The organism is Mycolicibacterium smegmatis (assembly GCF_001457595.1).
GTDB classification, from domain to species: domain Bacteria; phylum Actinomycetota; class Actinomycetes; order Mycobacteriales; family Mycobacteriaceae; genus Mycobacterium; species Mycobacterium smegmatis.
In genome coordinates this window covers 6,770,912-6,790,604 of the sequence record NZ_LN831039.1, presented here as the reverse complement: position 1 = coordinate 6,790,604, position 19,693 = coordinate 6,770,912, and the positions used below count along the sequence as shown (strand labels likewise).

Below are 19,693 nucleotides of genomic sequence, written 5' to 3'. Positions count from 1 at the left end.
CCGCCGTACGGTGGTCTCGTGTTCTTCTTTCTCTTCGGCTACGGCACCAAGCAGAAGTTCCTCGGGGCAGGAGAGATCCGGACGTGCCCGCGCTGCCACAACACCACCCAGTGGACGCGCATGGAGGAGTTCAAACAGTTCTCGTTGTTCTTCGTGCCGGTCGCGAGGTGGAACCGTCGTCAGCTCGAGGTGTGCGGGATCTGTGGTACCACGGTCGGCGACGTGCGCTGACAGTTTGCCGTGTCATGCGCGGGCGATGAGACCATGGGGACCATGACGGCAACGCTTGTCGCGAAGAATGTGGCCGGCGGATTCGCCCATCGCACCCTGTTCGAGGGGCTTGACCTGACTGTGGCGCCGGGCGACGTCATCGGCGTGGTCGGTGCCAATGGTGCAGGCAAGAGCACGCTGCTGCGCATCCTCGCCGGCGACCTCGACCCGCTCGAAGGTGCGGTGAGCGTCGCACCGGCCGACGCCTTCGTCGGGTGGCTGCCGCAGGAGCACGAGCGGGTGCCGGGGGAGACGGTCGCGGCCTACGTCGCTCGCCGTGCCGGTTGTGCCGACGCGACGCGTGCCATGGAGGCCGCCGCCGCAGCCTTGGCCGATAGAACCTCGAACGCCGACCCGGCCGTCGATCCGGCAGAGGCGTACTCGGCCGCACTGGATCACTGGCTCGCCACGGGAGCGGCCGATCTCGACGAACGACTGCCCGCGGTGCTCGCCGACCTGGGACTCGACACCGAGATGGTGCGGCCGGACTCGACGCTCATGACTGCGCTGTCGGGTGGGCAGGCCGCTCGCGTGGGCCTGGCGGCCCTTCTGGTGTCGCGCTTCGACATCGTCCTGCTCGACGAGCCGACCAACGATCTGGACCTCGACGGTCTCGATCGGTTGGAGGCCTTCGTCCGCGACCTGCGCGGAGGCGTGGTGCTGGTGAGTCACGATCGGGAGTTCTTGGCGCGCAGTGTCACCGGCGTGCTCGAACTCGACCTCGCACAGAACACCAACACCCTCTACGGCGGCGGGTACGACAGCTACCTGGAAGAGCGTGAGGTCAACCGCCGTCACAAGCGTGAGCAGTACGACGAGTTCGCCGAGAAGAAGGCCGATCTGGTCGCACGGGCGCGGGTCCAGCGGGAGTGGTCGAGCCAGGGTGTGCGCAACGCCATCCGCAAGGCACCCGACAACGACAAGATCCGGCGGCGTGCGGCCACCGAGTCGAGTGAGAAACAGGCGCAGAAGGTACGGCAGATGGAAAGCCGGATAGCTCGCCTCGAAGAGGTCGAGGAACCGCGCAAGGAGTGGGTTCTCCAGTTCAGCATCGGTGCGGCGCCACGGTCGAGCACGGTTGTGGCCACGCTCGACAATGCCGTTGTACGCCAAGGGAATTTCGTCCTCGGGCCTGTCTCGTTACAGGTGGACGCGGGTGAGCGTATCGGCATCACGGGGCCCAATGGTGCGGGCAAGTCGACGTTGCTGCGCCTGTTGCTGGGGCGCCAGGAGCCCGACGAGGGGCGTGCCAGTCTGGGCGCGAGCGTCGCCATCGGTGAAATCGACCAGGCGCGTGCGCTTTTCACCGGAACCGCGCGGCTGGTCGACCGATTCGAAGAGTTCCTGCCGACGTGGACGACGGCCGACGTGCGTACCCTGCTCGCAAAGTTCGGGTTGCGCGCCGACCACGTGGAGCGCGAGGTGGGCCGGCTGTCACCGGGCGAGCGGACCCGTGCCGGGTTGGCGCTGCTACAGGCCCGCGGCACCAACGTGCTGGTTCTCGACGAGCCGACCAACCATCTCGACCTTCCGGCCATCGAACAGCTTGAGCAGGCTCTCGAGACCTACGACGGGGCACTGCTCCTGGTGACGCACGACCGTCGCATGCTGCAGAACGTCCGCCTGGACCGCCGGTGGCTGGTCGACGGTGGGCGCGTCACGGCCGTGTAGTCAGGGTACGACCACAATCTTGCCGGTGGCATGACCGGTGCGGCTGGCGTCGAGTGCGGCCGCGGCTTCGTCGAGCGGGTAGGTGGCGCTGATCGGAACGGTCAGGCGCCCATCGGTGATGAGCGCGACGACGTCGGACAGTGCCTTGCTGAGCGAGTCTCCCGCGCCGCCGGCGTGGACCTGGATCCCGGTTCCGGCCTGATCGAACGCGACCAGGGTGAGAACCCGCTGGGGGTCGCCGGTCAGTTCGATCGACAGCGGGATCTCGCCACGCCCGGACGCGTCGAGGACGGCGTCGACGCCCTGCGGAGCCGCAGCGCGTACCCGTTCGAGCAGTCCGTCGCCGTAGGTCACCGGTGTCGCACCGATCGACCGCAGGTAGTCGTGGTTGCCCTCGCCCGCGGTGCCGATGACGCTGACGCCCCGGGCACCGGCCAACTGCACGGCGAACGTGCCGACACCGCCCGCTGCGGCGTGGACGAGCAGCGTCTCACCGCTCTTCAGATCGAGCCTGTCCAGCACGGCGTGGGCCGTGCCGCCCGCGCCCGCGAGCGAACCCGCGACGTCCCAAGTGATTTCGCCGGGTTTGCCGATGAGCTCGGCAGCCTCGGCGAGGGCGTACTCGGCGTACGCGCCGGTGGCCGAGCGACCCAGGACCTCGTTGCCCACGGCCCACTCGGTGACTCCCGGTCCGACGGCGTCGACGATCCCGGCGACGTCGGATCCGACGCCAGCGGGCAAATCGACGGGCATCAGCTCGCGCATGAAGCCGGCGACGATCTTCCAGTCGATCGGATTGAGCCCGGCCGCCCGCACCTTGAGCCTCACCTGGCCCGGGCCGGGTTCGGGTGCCGGGGTGTCCACGACGGTCAGTACGTCGGTGTCGCCGTATTCGGCAAACTGCACGGTGCGCGGCATTTGCGCTCTCCAATCGGGGCGGCGAACCTGGTGCCTACACAGACCGTCACATTGTGGTTTTTATTCCACCTGCTGGCATACCGATCGGGCGATGACGCATGCGGTCGCGGCAGGTTTTGCTCGACCGGAAAGGGCCGACGAGGTCGTACGATGCCAATGTGGCTGACGATCTCGTGATCTCCGGTGTTCCCTTCACGCACGACCCGTGGGTGGCGTCCCAAAACCGCTACGACGCCATGCCCTACCGGCGCGTAGGAACCTCCGGGTTGCTGCTGCCCGCGATATCGCTGGGGCTCTGGTACAACTTCGGCGACAACCGGCCCTTCGACGTGCAACGCGCCGTGCTGCGGCACGCGTTCGACCGCGGCATCACCCACTTCGATCTCGCCAACAACTACGGACCGCCCTACGGTTCGGCCGAGGAGAACTTCGGCCGGATGCTGCGGCGCGACTTCAAGCCGTACCGCAACGAGCTGATCATCTCCACCAAGGCCGGCTGGGACATGTGGCCGGGTCCGTACGGTCAACTGGGCAGCCGCGCGTATGTGCTTGCAAGCCTTGATGAATCGCTCGACCGGATGGGCATCGACCACGTCGACATCTTCTATTCGCACCGCATCGATCCGGTGACGCCGCTCGAAGAGACCATCGGCGCGCTCGACACCGCGGTGCGCGCCGGGAAGGCGCGCTATGTGGGGGTCTCGTCCTACTCCGCCGCCAAGACCGCCGAGGCGGCCGAGATCGCCAAACGTCTGGGCACCCCGCTGGTGATCCATCAGCCGTCCTACTCGCTGCTCAACCGCTGGATCGAGGGTGGCCTGACCGACGAACTCCGCAAGGCCGGCATGGGTGCGATCGCGTTCACCGCACTCGCGCAGGGCCTGCTGACGGATCGCTACCTGCAGAAACCGGCCTCCGACATCGATCGCGCCACCGCGCGCCCGACGTTCGACGACGACCTGGTGACCGATCAGGTGCGCGAACAACTCCGCGGCCTGGCCGAGATCGCCAAGCGCCGCGGTCAGACGCTCGCACAGCTGGCACTGGCGTGGGTGCTGCGTGACCCGGCGGTCAGCTCGACGTTGATCGGCGCGTCCAGCGTCGAGCAGCTCGACGAAAACCTCGGCGCGCTGGACAATCTGGAGTTCAGCGACGAGGAGCTCAGCCAGATCGACCAGTACGCAAAGGATTCCGGTATCGACCTGTGGCGGCAGAGCTCCGACGTCTAGGCGTCAACGTGTCGCGTTGCGCGCCAACGTCGTGCGCGTCTCGAGCGTGTTCTCCAACGTGAAGGTGACGAGGCCGGGCAGGTAGCGGTCGTCGTGGAACTCGATGACCTCGCCGTCGGCCGCGCGTGTGGTGCGGCGCTGCCGCAGCAGTGGAGTGCCCTCCGGCACTTGAAGGTTCGTGGCGTCGACCGGATCGGCCCCGACGGCGTCGATGGTGTGCGATGCGGTCGCGAGTTGGACGCCGCGCGACTGCAGGAAGGCCCAGATCGAGCCGGAATCGCAATCGAAGTCGAACAATGTGCGTCCGACGCGTTCGACGAACGCCGCCCGCTCGAGCATCGCGGGGGACCCGTCGAGCAGACGCAACCGGAGCAGTTGCACCACGGGGGATCCCACTTCGACGTGCAGGCTCGCCGCGGCGTGCTCATCGGCCCTGCGCAGGCTGAGTTCGAGAGTGTGCTGTCCGGGTGTGCGTCCGATCGAGTGCGCCCACGCCGAATACGACAGCAGGGTGTCGAAGGGCTGGCCCACGGCCGTCGAACACACCACGGGCGGCTTGCCGGGGCCTCCGGTGATCAACCCCTCGGCGCGCAGCGTCGTGAGCGCCTGCCGCACCGGGCCCCGCGACGACTTCCACTGTGCGCACAGCTGGGATTCCGACGGCAGGGCCGTCCCCAACCCCAACTCGCCACGACGGATCCGGTCACGGAGATCCCGAGCGATCTGGACGTGCAGTGCCTGCGCCACGCGCCTGACTATACAAGTGGGGGCGGCGGGACCATGCGGGTGCTCAGGCCGGGTTGAACTTCGAGTACTCGACGAACGTCCAGGTCAGCGGTATCGCAGCATCGATCTCGACGACCTGCTCGAGGTCGAAGTCGACCACCTGGCGCTCCCAGTCCGTCCGCGCGTGTCCGGTCAGGTGCAGTGTGGAGCCCCGCTCCCAGTCGACGAACAGCAACCCGGCCCGGGAATCGACCTCAAGGTTGCCGAGCGTCATGTACATCAGGTTGCCCGAGTATTCGGGCCATGACAGACGGCAGGCCGACGACGTGGTCACGAAGCCTGGGTGGCCGCCGCGGTGCGATGCGTCCGTCCCGTGCGGATCCGCCTGGGTGGCGATGAAGAACGTGTCCGACGACTCGATCCACACCCGCTGCGCCGCAGTGAGTTCGGCGCCGACGGTGCGGCTGGGAGGCGGCAGTGCCGGTGCATCGGCAGGTTCGCGCATCTGGATGTACTTGGGGCAGTTGGCATATACCTGATCGGTCTCGACGATCAGGCTTTCGCCGTCGCGCGTGGCGATGCCGTTGACCCGCATGCGTTTTCGGCTGGTGAAATCGATGATCAGCATGCCGACGGCGCATCCGGTGTCGAACGCGCCGGCCAGCGGATCCAGCGGCCCGGGAACCGCGGCGGCCACCACGGTGGTCTCGCCGCGTGCCGACAGGAACCCCGGCGGTCCGGTGAGCGGCCCGGCCCAGACGCGTCCCGCATCGTCGCGGGCGCCGACGACGGCCAGGCGCTGTGCGCTCATGAACTCGGCGGCGACCGTCGGGATCGTCTGGCCGACGTGCGCGGATCCCCACGGCCGCCCGGACATGCCGGACCGGCCCTGCAGGGTGGTTTCGCCGGGGTGTTCCATCACGACTCCATCAGAAGAAACCGCAGGTGGGGGCGTCACCGAAGGGCGCTGCGTGAGCACCGACGACGTCGGCCCCGGTAGCCGAGTAGATCTCGATGCGCGTGCCATCGGGGTCGGTGAAGAAGATACCGCCCGACGACGCACCCTCCTGGTGGGGGACCACGCCGCCGTGCAGGACCTCCGCACCCGCGTCGCGCACACGCGCCTCGGCCGCGCGGACGGCGTCGATGTCGTCGACCAGGAACGCCAGGTGATGCAGGCCGGGCCGGTCGGTGGCGAAGACCCCGCTGCTCTGCTCCCACAGCGTGACCGCGAGTGCGCCGTCGGTGCCGAGGAACGCGAATCGCTTGTCGCCGTCGGTGTGTTCCCGCAGGACGTCGAAGCCGAAGACCGTTTGGTAGAACGACTTCGATCGGGACAGATCGGTGACGTTGATCCCGGCGTGCCCCAGTGCGAAACCAGCCATGTGGAACCCCATTTCTAATGCTTTGCAAACTTCTGACGCATTAGAAGATAGGCATATGTTTCTAACGCTGTCAATGGGCGCGTAACATTAGAAGGATGCAGAGCTCGTCCGGTGGTGCCCCGTTGCTGGGCGAACCGGTGGCCATCGAGTTCGCCAACACGACGTTCGCCGTGCGGGGGCGCCCGGCCGAGGGGCTCGAAACCCCGGAGATGCTTACGCAATGGTTGCGGGACAACGGCTTTGAAGTCCGGGAGGTCACACGACGCGACGTCGACGCCGCGCGGACGTTGCGGGCCGCGATCCGCGACATCGCGGCGGCGATCACCGGAGGCCACGAGTGGGATGCCGACGCCGTGGCGACCGTCAACGCGTACGCCGCCTCACCGCCGCGGTGGCATGAACTCGCCTTCGACCCGGAACCGCACGTGGTGCAACGCAGCTCCGGCAATCCGGTCGAGACCGCGCTCGGTGTCATCGCCGACAACGCCGTCGGGATTTTCGGTGGCCCTCTGCGCGACCGACTGCGTGCCTGCCCAGGTCCGGGCTGCGTCCTCTATTTCCTCACCGACGGGCGCCGGGAGTGGTGCAGCAAGCCGTGCGGTAACCGGGCCCGGGCGGCACGGCACTACGCCAGAACAGCTGGAACAGCCAGAACATCCAGAACACAGCACCCGCGACCGTCCTGACCGAGATGTCGTGCAGAATGCCGGGATGGGCGAGAGCCGAAACCACGAGCTCGCGATGCGCATGGCCGATCTGGCGCGTGCCGTCGCGAGTCCACGCAGCCTGGCCGACGTCCTGACCGGTGTCACCACCGCCGCCAAAGAGCTCATACCTGGCGTGGACACCGCGGGTGTTCTGCTGATCGGCCCGGGGAACACCTTCGAATCGCTCGCGGCACTCGACGAACTCCCTCACGCGCTCGACGAGCTGCAGATGCGGTTCGACGAGGGTCCGTGCCGACAGGCCGCGCTGGCCGATCTCGTGGTGCGCACCGAGGACTTCCGTGCTGAGCAGCGGTGGCCGCGGTACTCGCCTGCGAGCGTCGAGCTCGGGGTGCTCAGCGGACTGTCGTTCAAGCTCTACACCGCCGACCGCACGGCGGGTGCACTCAACCTGTTCGGGTTCAGCCCCATGAACTGGGACGAGGACGCGGTGACCACCGGCACGGTGCTGGCCGCGCATGCCGCGTCGGCGATCGTCGCGAGCCGCCAGGAAGAGCAACTCAAGACCGCGCTGCTGAGCCGTGACCGCATCGGCCAGGCCAAGGGCATCATCATGGAGCGCTACAAGGTCGACGATGTGCAGGCATTCGAGATGATGCGGCAGCTGTCGCAGCACAGCAACACGCGTCTGGTCGACATCGCCGGGCAGATCATCGAATCACGGTAGTCAGAAGATGCCGCTGTAGGCGTTGAGCGCGGGCTGTCCGCCGAGGTGGGCGTAGAGCACCGTCGACGACGGCGGGATCTCGCCGGACCGCACCAGGTCGATGAGCCCGGCCATGGACTTGCCCTCGTAGACCGGGTCGAGGATGACGCCTTCGAGGCGGCCCGTGAGCTTGATGGCGTCGATGGTCGACTGCACCGGGATGCCGTACAGCTCGCCGGCCCAGCCCTCGAGCACCGTGATCTCGTCGTCGTGCAGGTCGCGTCCGAGCCCGATGCGATGCGCGGTGTTGCGCGCGATGCGCGTGACCTGCTCACGGGTCTTGTCGATCGTGGCCGACGCGTCGATGCCGATCACGCGGCGCGGCCGGTTCTGTCCGGCGAAACCGGCGATCATGCCGGCGTGGGTGGATCCGGTGACGGTGCAGACGACGATGGTGTCGAAGAAGACGCCGAGTTCCTGCTCCTGCCGCTGTACCTCATAGGCCCAATTCGCGAAGCCGAGGCCGCCGAGCGGATGGTCGGATGCGCCCGCGGGGATGGCATACGGTGTGCCGCCTGCGTTCTTGACGTCCTCGATGGCGTTGCGCCAGCTGTCCTTGAACTCGATGCCGAAACCCGACGCGTCGAGCCGGACGTCGGCGCCCATGACGCGCGAGAGCAGGATGTTGCCCACCTTGTCGTTGACCGAGTCCGGCCAGTCCACCCACTTCTCCTGCACCAGAACGGCTTTCATCCCCAGTTTGGCCGCCACCGCCGCCACCTGGCGGGTGTGGTTGGACTGCACGCCGCCGATCGACACCAGGGTGTCGGCGCCCTGTGCCAGCGCATCGGGGATCAGGTACTCCAGCTTGCGGGTCTTGTTGCCGCCGTAGGCCAGGCCCGAGTTGACGTCCTCACGCTTGGCCCAGATCTGTGCGCCGCCGAGGTGTTTGGTGAGGCGTTCGAGGGGGTGGATCGGGCTGGGGCCGAACGTGAGCGGATAACGCGGGAAGTCGTCGATCGCCATGGTTCTCCTGACTGGATGCGGATTCACCCTGACGGGCCGACGCCGTCAGGCTGAGGAATGTGCAATATATTGCACATTCCTCAGTGGCATTGTCAACGGCAAGCGTGTCTGTGTGAACGCTGCGAGAGGGCATCGATGCGGCGACCGTGCAGCTACGGCGGAAGATCGGCTCGGATCTCGCCGTGGCGGCACGGTCGATGGAGCGATACCTACGCCGGCGCGTGTGGACGGCCCGCTGCCGGGCCGATCAGGGACTCGGCTGCCGGGAGGCAGTCACGTCCGATGCGGCGGCGAAGCCTCTTGCGGTCACGCTTTGTCAGTGCGTGGTGCCGGGCGACGAGAGTGTCGAGTTGTTGCCAGCTCAGGCCGTCGAGTTCGCCGTCGGTGTCGTGGGTGGCGATCACCACCGCGCCGCGCAGCAGCGGGACGTCTTTGGGTGTGAAACCGGTGGTGGCCAGGAGCAACTCGGTGGCGACGCGGTTGGTGCGGCGCTGGCAGTGGAGCAGGGCCGGGCTGAACCAGAAGTCGAACTGCCGGTCGGTGCTGGTCAGGCTCTGCAGGCCGTGGCCGCGGACCAGGCGGGTGATGTCGGCCGGGGTGTATGCATCGGTTTCATAGGTCGCGCCGGAGGCGCTGAGGTACAGGACGGTGTTCATGAGCGTGTTCCATTCGACTCTTTCTTCGTGACTGTGGGCGCGTTGTTCGCGTCTGTTATCAAAGTTACCCCTGTGACAGTTGGGACAAACTCTCGTAACAAGTAGGCCACAGACCACCGACAGGCGGCGCCCAGCAAATGGCGATATACGATACGTCGCATGCCGGTGCCCATAGAGCGCGGTAAGCACCGTAGGTCGCTGCTGCGCGATCAGGCCTACGTCTCCATCCGGGACGCGATCGTCAACGGCACCCTGGCGCCCGGCGAGAAACTGCGCGATCCCGAACTCGAGGAGTGGCTGGGCATCAGCCGGACCCCGATCCGCGAGGCGCTCGCGCGGTTGGAGACGGCAGGCCTGGTGCACACCACGCCGGGGCGTTCGACCGTGGTCGCCGCGATCGAACCGCAGGCCGTGCTCAACGCGCAGAGCGTCGCGGCCGCGATGCACGCGCTGGCCGTCCGCACCGCGGTGCCGCTCATGGACAAGAGTGACTTCGACGCGATGACCGCGGCCAACCACGCTTTCGCTCAGGCCATTTCGCGTGGCGATCCCGAGGCCGCGATGCGCAGCGACGACCATTTTCACGGCGTGGCGGTGCAGGCCAGTGGCAACGAGGTGATCGAGCAGGTGCTCGAACAGGTCACCCCGGTGCTGCGGCGGCTCGAATATCTGCGTTTCTCAGCGCTTTCCGGTCGCGAATCCATCGAACAGCACCGCAGGATCGTGAGCCTGTGCCGCAAACGCGACGCCGAGGGCGCGGCCGCCGCCACCGAACAGAACTGGCAGACGCTGTCTCAGGTCGTCGAGAAGTTGGCGGCCGAGGAGACGGACACCAACCGGTGACCGGCCTCAGGTCCCCAGGTGGACCTGCACGCCGCGGCTGCGGAGTTGGTCGAAGCTGTAGCGGAATTCGCCTCGTCTGCCGACCGAGACGATGTAGAGGTCCTCACCTTCGGTGACGGGGAACGCGAAGGTGAACCGGCACTCCGCGGAGCCGCCGGTCCCGCGGCCGAGCGTCGTGGTGGTCAGGATCTCGCCTTTGCCGTTCTTCACGGTCACGTCGGTGTCGGGCCCGATGTCGGAGTAGCCGCTGTTTCCCGTGCACGAGGATCCGTCGACGGCAATTCCTTCGGCACCCAGACTGTCGGTGAGCACGAAGATCCCGGACACCTTGACGGTGTCGAGCACGTGGAAGCCCTGGGCGAAATGCGGACAGAACGTGTCGACGGCGATCTTGTCGGCGGGCAGACCCTGCTGCGGTTCGCCGTCCTCCAGACGCCGGCACACCTGATGCCCGTGCGCGATGGCGTTGGCGTCGGAGTTGAACTGGTTCATCAGCCCGGTGTCACGCAACGCCGCGAGGTAACCCGTCTCGGGTGGTGGCGGCGGACGCCGGTGTGCCACCAGCAGACCCCACGCCATGGCGGCCGCCATCACGATGATCGCGGTGACGGCCCCGGTGGTGATCCACGTCGTGCGGATGCTCGACCGCGAGGCGGGCAGTTCGATGTAGTCGGGCAGCATCTGACCACCGGTCGGATCGGAGGCTTCGTGCTTGCCGTTGCGCACCCGGTTGGTCGGACGCCCGGCCGTGTAATAGCGACCCTCGTAGCGTGCGGTGGGGTCCGGGCGCCATCCGGACAGCGAGACCGACGACTCTGCGCGTCCGCACCGGCTGCACGTGCCGTCGGCCGCGACCTCGAAGCCACAGTACGGACAGCTCATCGGCATCCCACCGGCGTGGTTCGCATATGTCGATTGTCGGCCAGAACCGCCGTCGGTGGCCACGCTTGGCGAGCAAGCACACGCGTTCCGCCTTGGCGCAGCGCCGAAATCATCGACACCGTATCGGTCGAATCGCCCGCCCAGCCGATGTAGCCGGGTACCCACCAGCGCGTTCGCCCCGCGGTCGTTACGGTAGCGCGAGGATCTGATCCGCTGGACCACGCCCGTGATCAGGCAACTGTCGACCGGGCCGGCCGGGGAAGTCGCGGATGTCGCGCACGATCGGTCACCGACGGCCTAGATTGAGCGCCCATGGCAGGTGAACGCGGCAGAGGCAGGGTCACGTTGCGTGATGTGGCCCTGGCCGCGAACGTGTCGACGACGACCGTGTCGGATTCGTTGAACGGCAGTGGGTCGCTGCCCGAGAAGACCCGCCAGCGCGTCCGCAAGATCGCCCTCGAACTGGGGTACCGCCCGAGCGTCGCGGCGCGCTCCCTGCGCAACGGCCGTACCGGCATCCTCGTGATCGCGATGCTGCCGAGCGATGTGGACGCCGAGTCCCTGTGGCACGTCGACTATTTCATGCGCGTGATGGCGGGCGCGGCGATCGAGGCCAACCAGCGGGGTTTCTTCCTCGCGGTCGCGCCTGCCGCCATGCAGCTCGACGTCGCGCACGACGGGCTCATCGCCGTCGATCCGGCCGAAGGCGACCCGCTGGTCGAGTCGGCCCGGCAGCGCGGCACGCCGGCGAGCACCGTGGGCCGCACCGCGTCGGATGCCGCGAGCTGGGTCGACAACGACTGGGCGGGGGTGGTCGGCGACGTACTCGACCACCTCGAACGCGGCGGAGCCCGCAGGCCCATGCTCATCGCGCCGGATTCCGCGGCGTCCTACATCGGCTCCGTGGAGCGTGAGTTCGTGTCAAGGTGCCGGCGGCACGGGTACGCGCCGCGCAGCGCGCGCATCGCCGGTGCGTTCAACCCGGCGGCGGCCCGCGCCGCGGTGCGCGACATCCTCGACGGCCCCGACCGCCCCGACGCGCTGTTCGTCGGGCTGGACCAGCTCGCGCTCGCCGCGGAGCTGGCCGCGACGGACCTGGGGCTGCGCGTTCCCGAGGACCTCATGCTGGTCAATCTCGGTGACGGTGCCGCGGTGGCCCTGGCGCCCGTGCCCATCTCGGTGGTCGAACTGCACGCCGAGGAGATGGGACGCGCAGCGGTCCGGATGCTGGTGGACCAGATCGAACAGAACGCCGAGCCGCGCCACGAGGTGGTGCCCGCTCATCTGGTCGTGCGCGCCAGCTCGCGCGGCTAGCGTCATCCACTTGTAGCGAGCGGTAACAGGAACGTTACTGTGGCGGCCATTTCACGACACACGCCATCCCTACCTTTCAGCGACAGAAACGTTCCTGCGCGTGCAGGAGCCTCGCCGAAGGAGCGCCTGTGGACGACATCGCGACCCGCACCACTGCGGATACGCCCACCGCCGCCGGACCGATGCGACGTGAGTTCAGCATGTGGTCGGCAGCCATGCTGGGGTTCGTCTTCGTCTCGCCGATCGTGGCCATGTACATGGTCTTCGGGCTCGGACTGGCGGCGGCCGGACCCGGATTCTGGTGGGCCCTGGTGGTCGTGCTGATCGGGCAGGTGCTCATCGGTGTGACGTTCGGTGTGCTGGCCTCGAGGTGGCCCATGGCCGGCGGGGTCTACCAGTGGTCGCGGCGTCTGCTCGGGTCGGCCTACGGGTGGTTCGCCGGATGGGCCTACATGTGGACACTGCTGGTCACCCTGACGGCGGTCTCCTACGGTGGCGCGCTGTTCGCGGCCGCCGCGTTCGATCTCGACGCGGAAAACCAGAAACTCATGACGTTCGTGGGGATGGTCATCCTCGCCGGTGCGGTGCTGATCAACGTGCTGGGCCGGGTGGCCGTGCGCATCGTGGGCTTTCTGTGCCTGGTCGCCGAGGTCACCGGATCGGTGGGCATCGCCATCTGGCTGCTGTGCTTCCACAAGGTCAACAGCGTCTCCTCGCTCGGCAGCGCCGTGAGCTGGCCGCCCGACACCGCCTTCATGGCAACGCCTTTCGTGCTCGCGGTGATGTTCGCCGGATGGTCGTTCCTCGGCTTCGAGAGCGCCAGCACGCTGGCCGAAGAGGTCGGTCAGCCCAAGCGCGACATCCCCAAGGCGATCGTCGGATCCCTCATCGGTGTCGGACTCGTCGTGCTGTTCACGTGCTTCGCTTTCCTGATGGCCATGCCCGAAAGTGCCGTCAACGACGCCGATCCCGTCGCGGCGACGCTCACCGCGTACCTCCCGGCGCCGGTTTTCAAGGCCGTCATGATCCTGTTCGTCATCGCGTACTTCGCCACGGTGGTCGCGATCAGTTCGGCGGTGTCGCGCATCGTGTGGTCCTACGGACGCAACGGTGAACTGCCGGGCAGCCGGCACCTGAGCCGGCTGCACCCGCGCATCAACACCCCGACCACCGCCACCGTGGTCACCGGCGCCATCGGCATCGCGCTGTACCTGCCGTTCCAGAGCGAGCAGATCTATACGCTGCTGGTCACATTCGTCACCGCAGGCTTCTTCATGTCGTTCGGGTTCCCCATCGTGGGGTTGGCGATCAGCAAGCTCCGGGGCACCTGGGACCCCACCGAACCGACCTTCCTGGGCCGTGCCGGACACGTCGCGGGGTGGCTCGCGCTGGTGTGGGTGATCGTGGAGACCGTCAACGTCCTGTGGCCCCGCACGGGCGACCCGTGGGTCGACTGGGCGCCGTTCATCGTCACTGCGGCACTGTTCGTCATCGGCCTCGTCATCCGGGCCCGCCTCGGGCTCAAGGAAACCTCACAGCAAACCCCAGAGCCCGCGAACGCCTGACAAGTGGATAACAAGAAAGTAGTGATACTGCAGTGAAAGACAAGAAGTTTCACCTCGGCTGGTTCATGAACTTCACCTCGGACCTGTGGACCGGGCCGTTCGAACAGGCCGGCGGTGCGCCGTGGGACGGGCAGTTCTACGTCGAGATGGCCAAGAACCTCGAACGCGCCTGCTTCGACTTCATCATGATGGAGGACAAGCTCGCGGTGTCCGAGGCCTACGGCGGCACCAAAGAGACTGTGCTCAAACACGCATTCGGCATGGTGCCCAAACACGACCCGGCACCGCTGGCGACGTTGATCAGTGCCTCGACGCAGCATCTCGGTGTCGTCGCCACGTTGTCGACGCTGGGGTATCCGCCGTTCCTGCTGGCGCGTCTGTGCTCGACCATCGACCACATCTCACACGGCCGGTTCGGCTGGAACATCGTCACCAGCGCCGAGAACGCGGCCGCGCAGAACTTCGGCCTCGACGAGTTGCCGCCGCGCGAAGACCGCTACGCGATGGCCGACGAGTACATGGATCTCGTGTACCAGCTGTGGGATTCGTGGGAGCCCGACGCCGTCGTCATCGACCGCGAACGCGGCGTGCACACCGATTTCACGAAGGTGCACGAGATCAACTTCCACGGCAAGTACTACAAGTGCCGGGGCCCGCTCAACACCGCGCCGTCCCCACAGGGACGCCCGACGTTCCTGCAGGCGGGCGGGTCACCGCGAGGCCGTGACTTCGCGGCCAAGCACTCCGACGCGATCATCACCCTGGCCGACGGCGTCGACGGCATGAAGGCCTACCGCGAGGACATCCGCGGCAGGGCCGCGGCGCAGGGCCGCAACCCCGACGAGATCAAGGTCATGTACCTGGTGATCCCGACGCTCGGTGAGACCACCGAGGAGGCCGTGGCACGGCGCGACCGCTTGACCACGTCGCAGGCGTTCGCCGAGCAGACCCTGTCGCTGCTCTCCTCGATCACCGACATCGACTTCTCGCAGTTCGACCTCGACTCGACGCTGCCGCACCTGACCACCAACGGTGAGCAGGGCTCACTCGACAAGTTCCAGCAGTCCGGATCCGGCAAGACCCTGCGCGAGTTGATCTACGATTCGGCGGATTTCTGCTCGTCGTACCCGCTGTGCGGCACCCCGTCGTCGGTCGCCGACGAGATGGAGTGGCTGATGGACGAGGTGGGTGGCGACGGCTTCCTGATCACGCTGCACAACCAGGGCGTGAGCCGCAGGCACGTCATCGAGGTCACCGACGGCCTGATCCCGGAACTGCAGCGGCGCGGCGTGGTGCGCACCGAGTACACCCAGAACACCCTGCGCGAGACGCTGCGGGAGTTCTGAGCGCTAGCCTCACGGAGTGACTGACTTGCGCACCGTCGATGTGGCGGTGGTCCAGGAACCCGCGGTGGCCGGCGACGTCGCCGCCAACGTACGCCGTGCGGTGGCGGCGCTCGCCAAGCACCCGGGCGCGGACCTCGTCGTGTTCCCCGAGTTGTTCCTGTGCGGATACCGACTCGACGTCGTGGCCGACGCCGCGATCGAAATGATCCCCGAGCCGGGGCCGGTGGCCGACCTGTGCGCGGCCGCCGCCGCGCACGACACCGCGGTGGTCACCGGATTTGCCGAGCGCTCAGGCGATCTGGTGTACAACTCGCTGCTGTGCATCGACCGCACCGGTGCGGTGGCAGGGGTGTATCGCAAGACGCACCTGTTCGGTGCGGAATGTGAGGCCTTCGCGACCGGGGACCGCCTCGAGGTCATCGAGGTGGACGGGCTGCGGGTCGGGCCGATGATCTGCTTCGACGTCGAATTCCCGGAGATCGCACGCACATTGGCGCTCTCGGGGGTCGACCTGTTCGTCGTCTCGTCGGCCAACATGTTCCCGTATCACCACGACCACCGTGTCGCGTGCCTGTCGCGGGCGTTGGAGAACCGCACTCCGCTGGTCTACTCCAACCTCATCGGGGCCGAGGCCGGGCTGACGTTCGTCGGCGGTTCGAGGGTGGTCGACGCAGGCGGGGAGCTGCTCGTCGAATGCGGCGGCGAGGTGTCGGTGGCGCGGTGCCGGGTGACACCGGCCACCGCCACTTCCACCGAAGACGACGTCGACTACCTGCGCCACCGGCGTCCGGAGTTGTATCGCCTGAAGTGATCAGGCCGGCAGCCGGCGGCGCGCCTCGGCGACCAGCAGCCACACGGCCGAGATGAGGAAGTAGAGCGCACCGAACGCGGCGTAGGGCGCGATGTCGGCGATGCCGGGGACCTCGGGTGCGTTCGCCTGCTTGAGGAATGTCACGCCGACAAGTGCGGACTGCGCACCGCTGAGGATCATCGCCCACTGTGCGCCATGGCCCTTCCAGCGGCGCACACCGGTCGCGAGCTGGAAGATCCCGGACAGGGATGCCCACACGCCGAAAACGCCGAGCACGGCGTTCATGCTCATCGCGAGGCCGATCGCGACGGCCACGGTGGTGAGCAGGCTGACCGCCACGTTGAGCGACTGCGTGGGGTTCTGGGTCAGGCCGCCGGTGCGTTGCGCGTCGATGTAGTTCGCGACCGCGTCCCACGCCGGGTAGATGAGCAGCAGCACCGCGGCGACCGTGGACACCTGGGTGCCGACGATGAACGCGGCGGCCACCCAGACCCCGGCGACGGCGGCGCGCAACAGGTAGTAGGTCTGCAGCCACTGGTCGTCGGTGACGGCTGTACTCGGGCGGGGGTGCTGAGTGGTGTGACTGGCCATGGGTTTCCTGTTCGTAGTCGAGCGGTTTTCTATCTACCAGTAGGTAGGGAGTTGGTGGCGCACGGAGGCGCAGGCCGGGCGGGCAGGGGGTGGGTCGGGGGTCGGTGTTGCGGTCGGCTCAGGCGGCGAGGCGACCGACGAGGGGCGTGGTGATCTCGCGGAAGATCGCGGGGTCGCCGTAGGCGCGTGCCGAGAGCATCGCACCGTGCATGGTTGCCATGAATGTCTCGGCCTCGGCGTGAGCGGTGGTGGTCAGGGCCACGGCACCCATCCTGGCGCCGCGTTCGAGCGCCGAGGTCAACCACGCCGACAGCGCACGGAAGTGTGCGCGCAACTCCAGCACGAGTTCCTGCGGCAGGACCGGTATCTGCGTCGCGAGCAGCGCGCATACACAGAAGCTCGTGGTGGGATCGCCTACGCAGGACTCCCAGTAGCCGACGTAGGCGCGCAGCTGGTCGACGGGGTTCGGATATCGGCGTTCGAACTCGGCGATACCGGCCTCGACCTCGGCGCGGTAGTTCTGCAGAAGCGTGCGGACCAGATCGACCTTGGTGGGGAAGTGGTGGTGGATGCTCGCCTTGCGGATGCCGATGACGGCGGCGATGTCGGCATAGCTGAAGCCGTTGTACCCGCCGATGATGATCAGTGTGCGTGCGCAGCGAAGGATCTCGTCGGCGGTGTCGGTCGTCGCGGGCATGTCGATAGACTACCTATTGGTAGGTAGACGCACAAGCCTTGGAACTCGAGCGGGGCGCGATGGGGTTAGCGTGACGGCATGGCTCATCGACGCAACGGTCGACCCAACGGGCGGCTCAACGGGCGACCCGATGGGCGCCCCAGCGAGTTGGGCGCTTTCCTGCGGGCGCGTCGTGACGCGGTGACGCCCGAGGACGCCGGCCTGGCGGCCGGCGCGGATCGCCGGGTGCGTGGACTGCGGCGCGAGGAGGTCGCGCTGCTCGCCGGGGTGAGCACCGACTACTACCGCAGACTCGAGCAGGGACGCGAGGAACATCCGTCGGTTCAGGTGCTCAACGCGCTCGCGCGGGCACTGCGCATGGACGCCCCGGCCACGGCTTATCTCATCGGGTTGGTGCACCCCGCGCCGCACGCGAAGATCAGGGAGCCCAACCGGACGGTCTCGGCGGGGATGCACCTGATCCTGGAGCAGGGCCTGCACGTGCCTGCGCTGATCGTCGATCCCGGCCTGAACATCCTGGCCATGAATCCCTATGCGACCGTGCTGTACGACGGGTTCGGGCAGACCGACAACCTCGCGCACATGGTCTTCCTCGACCCGGCGGGCCGGGACTTCTACGTCGACTGGGACGAGGTGGCGACCCAGGTGGTCGGGAACCTCCGCGCGGGCCTGACCACGTTTCCCGACGACCGGCGTATCACCGACGTGGTCGACGAGATCTCGGGTTGCAGCGCGGTGTTCGCGTCGCTGTGGGACACCTACACCGTGCGGCCACGCACCAGCGAGGACAAGACCTTCCGGCATCCCGAACTCGGTGTGCTGCACCTGCACTACGAGTCGATGGAAGTCGCCGACGCGCCGGACCAGCGATTGTTCGTCTACTGCCCGTACCAGGACAGCACTCAGATACCCGCGGTGCCCGATCGCGACAGCCGGGCCACCTCGTCCGCACTCAGCTGAACACGGGCAGCGGCCAGGTTCTCCTCCAGATGCTTGCGTTGGGACGTGCCGGGGATCGGCAGCATCACCGGCGACACCCGCAGCAACCACGCGATCGCCACCTGCTCCACGGAACATCCGTGTGCGCGGGCGATCTCGGCGAGGACGTCACCGGCCTGTCCCAGACCACCCTGTGCGACCGGGGCCCAGGGGATGAACCCGAGGCCGTCGCGTTCGCAGATGTCCAGCACCGCCTGGGAACTGCGGTCGATGACGTTGAATCGGTTTTGCACCGTGACGATCTCGGCGATCTGATGCGCCTCGGCGAGCTGTTCCGGGGTGACCTGTGACAACCCGATCGCGACGATCTTGCCCTCGTCCTGAAGTGCCTTGAGTTCACCGACCTGGTCGGCCAGCGGCACCTTGGGGTCGATGCGGTGCAGTTGGAACAGGTCGATCTGATCGAGCCCGAGCCGGCGCAGGCTCATCAGAGCCTCTTGCCGCAGGTACTCGGGACGCCCCACGGGCGGCCATGCCGCGGGGCCGAGGCGCTTTGGGCCCTCTGCGGTGTCGATCACGTCGGGACCGTTGCGGGTCAGACCCGCCTTGGTCGCGATGACGATGTCGTCGGCATACGGGTACAGCGCCTCCCTGATGATCTCCTCGGCGACGTACGGCCCGTAGGAGTTCGCGGTGTCGATGAACTGCACGCCGAGTTCCACGGCGCGCCGCATGACCGCGATGCACTCGGCCCGGTCGGCGGGTTCACCCCAGATTCCGCGTCCGGTGAAACGCATTGTGCCGAAACCGAGGCGTGACACGGTCTTTCCGGCGATCTCGAAGGTGTCGCGATGCACAGTGGCGGTCATGGGCGCCCTTTTCCTACTCAGGTCGTTCGGGTGGTTCGGTCCCAAGCTAGGTCCGCGCCGCGACGTGTGAGGGGGTGCGTCTCGTCCCCCCACTCTCAAACGCTGGTGATCGGCACGCGCCGTTCGCGGTCCGATCTGGGCCACACGTACGGCAGGTCATCGGGGACACCGGGAAAGTAGGGGCCGTAGTGCACCGGATCCTTGCGCAGCAGCGAGGATTGGTGGCTGAGGTGAAACGCCTTGTCCCCGAGCCACGGTGGCAGATCGTGAGTGCGCGCCAGCGCTTCCTGGTCACGCACGGTGGCCAGACCCGTTCCGGTCTGCAGGTGGGCGAGAAGCGTCGCGGTGCTGGCGTCCTGATGACCGCGGGCGATCCATTCCTCGCAGACCACAAGGCCGTAGCGCACCAGGGCCTCCTCGTAACCCGCCCACATCGCCGCGGCCGGGTGATGCCGCCACCCGTACCCGGGCACGGTGAGCGCACGCAACACCTGGATGGTCTCGGCGCGCTGCTTGCCCAGCCGTCGTGGATCGAGCACGCGCGCGGTATCGGCGAAATCCGGACAGGGAAGGAAAGTCTGCAC

22 protein-coding genes are annotated in these 19,693 nt (G+C 67.4%); 11 read left to right on the top strand and 11 right to left on the bottom strand.

The genetic code is table 11. The annotated features are described in order from the left end of the window. Positions 1 to 18 precede the first annotated feature (18 nt). Positions 19 to 231 carry a zinc-ribbon domain-containing protein gene (locus AT701_RS32990; RefSeq protein ID WP_011731507.1) on the top strand — a complete coding sequence of 71 codons (213 nt, stop codon included), beginning with the start codon at positions 19 to 21 and terminating at the stop codon, positions 229 to 231. Positions 232 to 273: 42 nt separating this feature from the next. Further along, positions 274 to 1,941 (top strand): ribosomal protection-like ABC-F family protein, encoded by a 1,668-nt coding sequence (abc-f, locus tag AT701_RS32985; RefSeq protein ID WP_058127804.1) that lies wholly within the window; start codon positions 274 to 276, stop codon positions 1,939 to 1,941. Here abc-f and AT701_RS32980 read toward each other — a convergent pair whose 3' ends face one another. Next, the gene (locus tag AT701_RS32980; protein ID WP_058127393.1) at positions 1,942 to 2,859 is read right to left on the bottom strand and encodes an NADP-dependent oxidoreductase; all 918 of its coding nucleotides are present in this window, start codon (positions 2,857 to 2,859) and stop codon (positions 1,942 to 1,944) included. 158 nt (positions 2,860 to 3,017) lie between these two features. Between AT701_RS32980 and mgrA the strand changes: the two genes are divergently transcribed. After that, entirely contained in the window at positions 3,018 to 4,088 is a 1,071-nt protein-coding gene (gene mgrA / locus AT701_RS32975; protein ID WP_058127803.1) for an L-glyceraldehyde 3-phosphate reductase, read from the top strand. A gap of 3 nt (positions 4,089 to 4,091) precedes the next feature. Here mgrA and AT701_RS32970 read toward each other — a convergent pair whose 3' ends face one another. The 3 genes from AT701_RS32970 to AT701_RS32960 are packed head-to-tail and all read right to left on the bottom strand — an operon-like array spanning position 4,092 to position 6,199. Next, complete coding sequence (locus AT701_RS32970) at positions 4,092 to 4,835, bottom strand: GntR family transcriptional regulator (protein ID WP_058127392.1); 744 nt, start codon at positions 4,833 to 4,835, stop codon at positions 4,092 to 4,094. A gap of 43 nt (positions 4,836 to 4,878) precedes the next feature. Continuing rightward, positions 4,879 to 5,733 (bottom strand): pyridoxamine 5'-phosphate oxidase family protein, encoded by an 855-nt coding sequence (locus AT701_RS32965; RefSeq protein WP_058127391.1) that lies wholly within the window; start codon positions 5,731 to 5,733, stop codon positions 4,879 to 4,881. Between the two features lie 10 nt (positions 5,734 to 5,743). Further along, entirely contained in the window at positions 5,744 to 6,199 is a 456-nt protein-coding gene (locus AT701_RS32960) for a VOC family protein (RefSeq protein ID WP_003898121.1), read from the bottom strand. Positions 6,200 to 6,294: 95 nt separating this feature from the next. On the opposite strand from AT701_RS32960, the gene AT701_RS32955 reads away from it, so the two are divergent. Continuing rightward, entirely contained in the window at positions 6,295 to 6,885 is a 591-nt protein-coding gene (locus tag AT701_RS32955) for a CGNR zinc finger domain-containing protein (RefSeq protein ID WP_223495938.1), read from the top strand. A 25-nt stretch (positions 6,886 to 6,910) separates the two neighbouring features. After that, positions 6,911 to 7,591: a GAF and ANTAR domain-containing protein gene (locus tag AT701_RS32950; protein ID WP_003898119.1), complete on the top strand. Its 681-nt coding sequence runs from the start codon at positions 6,911 to 6,913 to the stop codon at positions 7,589 to 7,591. On the opposite strand, the gene AT701_RS32945 is transcribed toward AT701_RS32950, so the two are convergent. Both AT701_RS32945 and AT701_RS32940 read right to left on the bottom strand, forming a co-directional pair. Next, positions 7,592 to 8,596, bottom strand: a complete 1,005-nt coding sequence (locus AT701_RS32945; RefSeq protein WP_058127390.1) for a 1-aminocyclopropane-1-carboxylate deaminase — start codon at positions 8,594 to 8,596, stop codon at positions 7,592 to 7,594. It lies immediately after the preceding gene. A gap of 209 nt (positions 8,597 to 8,805) precedes the next feature. Then, on the bottom strand, positions 8,806 to 9,252 hold the full coding sequence (locus AT701_RS32940) for a hypothetical protein (RefSeq protein ID WP_058127389.1): 447 nt from the start codon (positions 9,250 to 9,252) through the stop codon (positions 8,806 to 8,808). Between the two features lie 159 nt (positions 9,253 to 9,411). Here AT701_RS32940 and AT701_RS32935 point away from each other — a divergent pair, with 159 nt between their 5' ends. Beyond that, on the top strand, positions 9,412 to 10,095 hold the full coding sequence (locus AT701_RS32935; protein ID WP_058127388.1) for a GntR family transcriptional regulator: 684 nt from the start codon (positions 9,412 to 9,414) through the stop codon (positions 10,093 to 10,095). Positions 10,096 to 10,101: 6 nt separating this feature from the next. Here the strand turns inward: AT701_RS32935 and AT701_RS32930 are convergent, their stop codons facing one another. Further along, positions 10,102 to 10,977 (bottom strand): DUF732 domain-containing protein, encoded by an 876-nt coding sequence (locus tag AT701_RS32930; RefSeq protein ID WP_058127801.1) that lies wholly within the window; start codon positions 10,975 to 10,977, stop codon positions 10,102 to 10,104. Between the two features lie 312 nt (positions 10,978 to 11,289). Here AT701_RS32930 and AT701_RS32925 point away from each other — a divergent pair, with 312 nt between their 5' ends. The 4 genes from AT701_RS32925 (at position 11,290) to AT701_RS32910 (ending at position 16,013) form a co-directional block, all read left to right on the top strand. Then, positions 11,290 to 12,291, top strand: coding sequence for a LacI family DNA-binding transcriptional regulator (locus AT701_RS32925; RefSeq protein WP_003898114.1), 1,002 nt, complete (start codon positions 11,290 to 11,292; stop codon positions 12,289 to 12,291). Positions 12,292 to 12,419: 128 nt separating this feature from the next. Next, positions 12,420 to 13,856, top strand: coding sequence for an APC family permease (locus AT701_RS32920; protein WP_058127387.1), 1,437 nt, complete (start codon positions 12,420 to 12,422; stop codon positions 13,854 to 13,856). Positions 13,857 to 13,888: 32 nt separating this feature from the next. Next, entirely contained in the window at positions 13,889 to 15,202 is a 1,314-nt protein-coding gene (locus AT701_RS32915) for an NtaA/DmoA family FMN-dependent monooxygenase (RefSeq protein WP_003898112.1), read from the top strand. A 16-nt stretch (positions 15,203 to 15,218) separates the two neighbouring features. Continuing rightward, positions 15,219 to 16,013 carry a nitrilase-related carbon-nitrogen hydrolase gene (locus AT701_RS32910; RefSeq protein ID WP_014878733.1) on the top strand — a complete coding sequence of 265 codons (795 nt, stop codon included), beginning with the start codon at positions 15,219 to 15,221 and terminating at the stop codon, positions 16,011 to 16,013. Here AT701_RS32910 and AT701_RS32905 read toward each other — a convergent pair whose 3' ends face one another. Both AT701_RS32905 and AT701_RS32900 read right to left on the bottom strand, forming a co-directional pair. After that, positions 16,014 to 16,604 (bottom strand): DUF308 domain-containing protein, encoded by a 591-nt coding sequence (locus tag AT701_RS32905; protein WP_011731496.1) that lies wholly within the window; start codon positions 16,602 to 16,604, stop codon positions 16,014 to 16,016. It lies immediately after the preceding gene. Between the two features lie 118 nt (positions 16,605 to 16,722). After that, positions 16,723 to 17,301, bottom strand: coding sequence for a TetR/AcrR family transcriptional regulator (locus AT701_RS32900; RefSeq protein WP_003898109.1), 579 nt, complete (start codon positions 17,299 to 17,301; stop codon positions 16,723 to 16,725). 78 nt (positions 17,302 to 17,379) lie between these two features. Here AT701_RS32900 and AT701_RS32895 point away from each other — a divergent pair, with 78 nt between their 5' ends. Next, entirely contained in the window at positions 17,380 to 18,261 is an 882-nt protein-coding gene (locus AT701_RS32895) for a helix-turn-helix transcriptional regulator (RefSeq protein ID WP_036454070.1), read from the top strand. On the opposite strand, the gene AT701_RS32890 is transcribed toward AT701_RS32895, so the two are convergent. Beyond that, entirely contained in the window at positions 18,204 to 19,109 is a 906-nt protein-coding gene (locus AT701_RS32890) for an aldo/keto reductase (protein ID WP_011731494.1), read from the bottom strand. The genes AT701_RS32895 and AT701_RS32890 overlap by 58 nt on opposite strands. Before the next feature lie 95 nt (positions 19,110 to 19,204). Further along, entirely contained in the window at positions 19,205 to 19,693 is a 489-nt protein-coding gene (locus AT701_RS32885) for an MSMEG_6728 family protein (RefSeq protein WP_058127386.1), read from the bottom strand.

Excerpts from the sequence above, each read along its gene's own strand:
- AT701_RS32965 (WP_058127391.1), bottom strand. The coding sequence starts at position 5,733 with ATGGAACACCCCGGCGAAACCACCCTGCAGGGCCGGTCCGGCATGTCC.
- AT701_RS32900 (WP_003898109.1), bottom strand. The coding sequence starts at position 17,301 with ATGCCCGCGACGACCGACACCGCCGACGAGATCCTTCGCTGCGCACGC.
- AT701_RS32940 (WP_058127389.1), bottom strand. The coding sequence starts at position 9,252 with ATGAACACCGTCCTGTACCTCAGCGCCTCCGGCGCGACCTATGAAACC.
- AT701_RS32905 (WP_011731496.1), bottom strand. The coding sequence starts at position 16,604 with ATGGCCAGTCACACCACTCAGCACCCCCGCCCGAGTACAGCCGTCACC.
- AT701_RS32960 (WP_003898121.1), bottom strand. The coding sequence starts at position 6,199 with ATGGCTGGTTTCGCACTGGGGCACGCCGGGATCAACGTCACCGATCTG.
- AT701_RS32930 (WP_058127801.1), bottom strand. The coding sequence starts at position 10,977 with ATGAGCTGTCCGTACTGTGGCTTCGAGGTCGCGGCCGACGGCACGTGC.
- AT701_RS32980 (WP_058127393.1), bottom strand. The coding sequence starts at position 2,859 with ATGCCGCGCACCGTGCAGTTTGCCGAATACGGCGACACCGACGTACTG.
- AT701_RS32925 (WP_003898114.1), top strand. The coding sequence starts at position 11,290 with ATGGCAGGTGAACGCGGCAGAGGCAGGGTCACGTTGCGTGATGTGGCC.
- AT701_RS32950 (WP_003898119.1), top strand. The coding sequence starts at position 6,911 with ATGGGCGAGAGCCGAAACCACGAGCTCGCGATGCGCATGGCCGATCTG.
- AT701_RS32890 (WP_011731494.1), bottom strand. The coding sequence starts at position 19,109 with ATGACCGCCACTGTGCATCGCGACACCTTCGAGATCGCCGGAAAGACC.
- AT701_RS32955 (WP_223495938.1), top strand. The coding sequence starts at position 6,295 with ATGCAGAGCTCGTCCGGTGGTGCCCCGTTGCTGGGCGAACCGGTGGCC.
- AT701_RS32945 (WP_058127390.1), bottom strand. The coding sequence starts at position 8,596 with ATGGCGATCGACGACTTCCCGCGTTATCCGCTCACGTTCGGCCCCAGC.
- AT701_RS32895 (WP_036454070.1), top strand. The coding sequence starts at position 17,380 with ATGGCTCATCGACGCAACGGTCGACCCAACGGGCGGCTCAACGGGCGA.
- AT701_RS32935 (WP_058127388.1), top strand. The coding sequence starts at position 9,412 with ATGCCGGTGCCCATAGAGCGCGGTAAGCACCGTAGGTCGCTGCTGCGC.
- abc-f (WP_058127804.1), top strand. The coding sequence starts at position 274 with ATGACGGCAACGCTTGTCGCGAAGAATGTGGCCGGCGGATTCGCCCAT.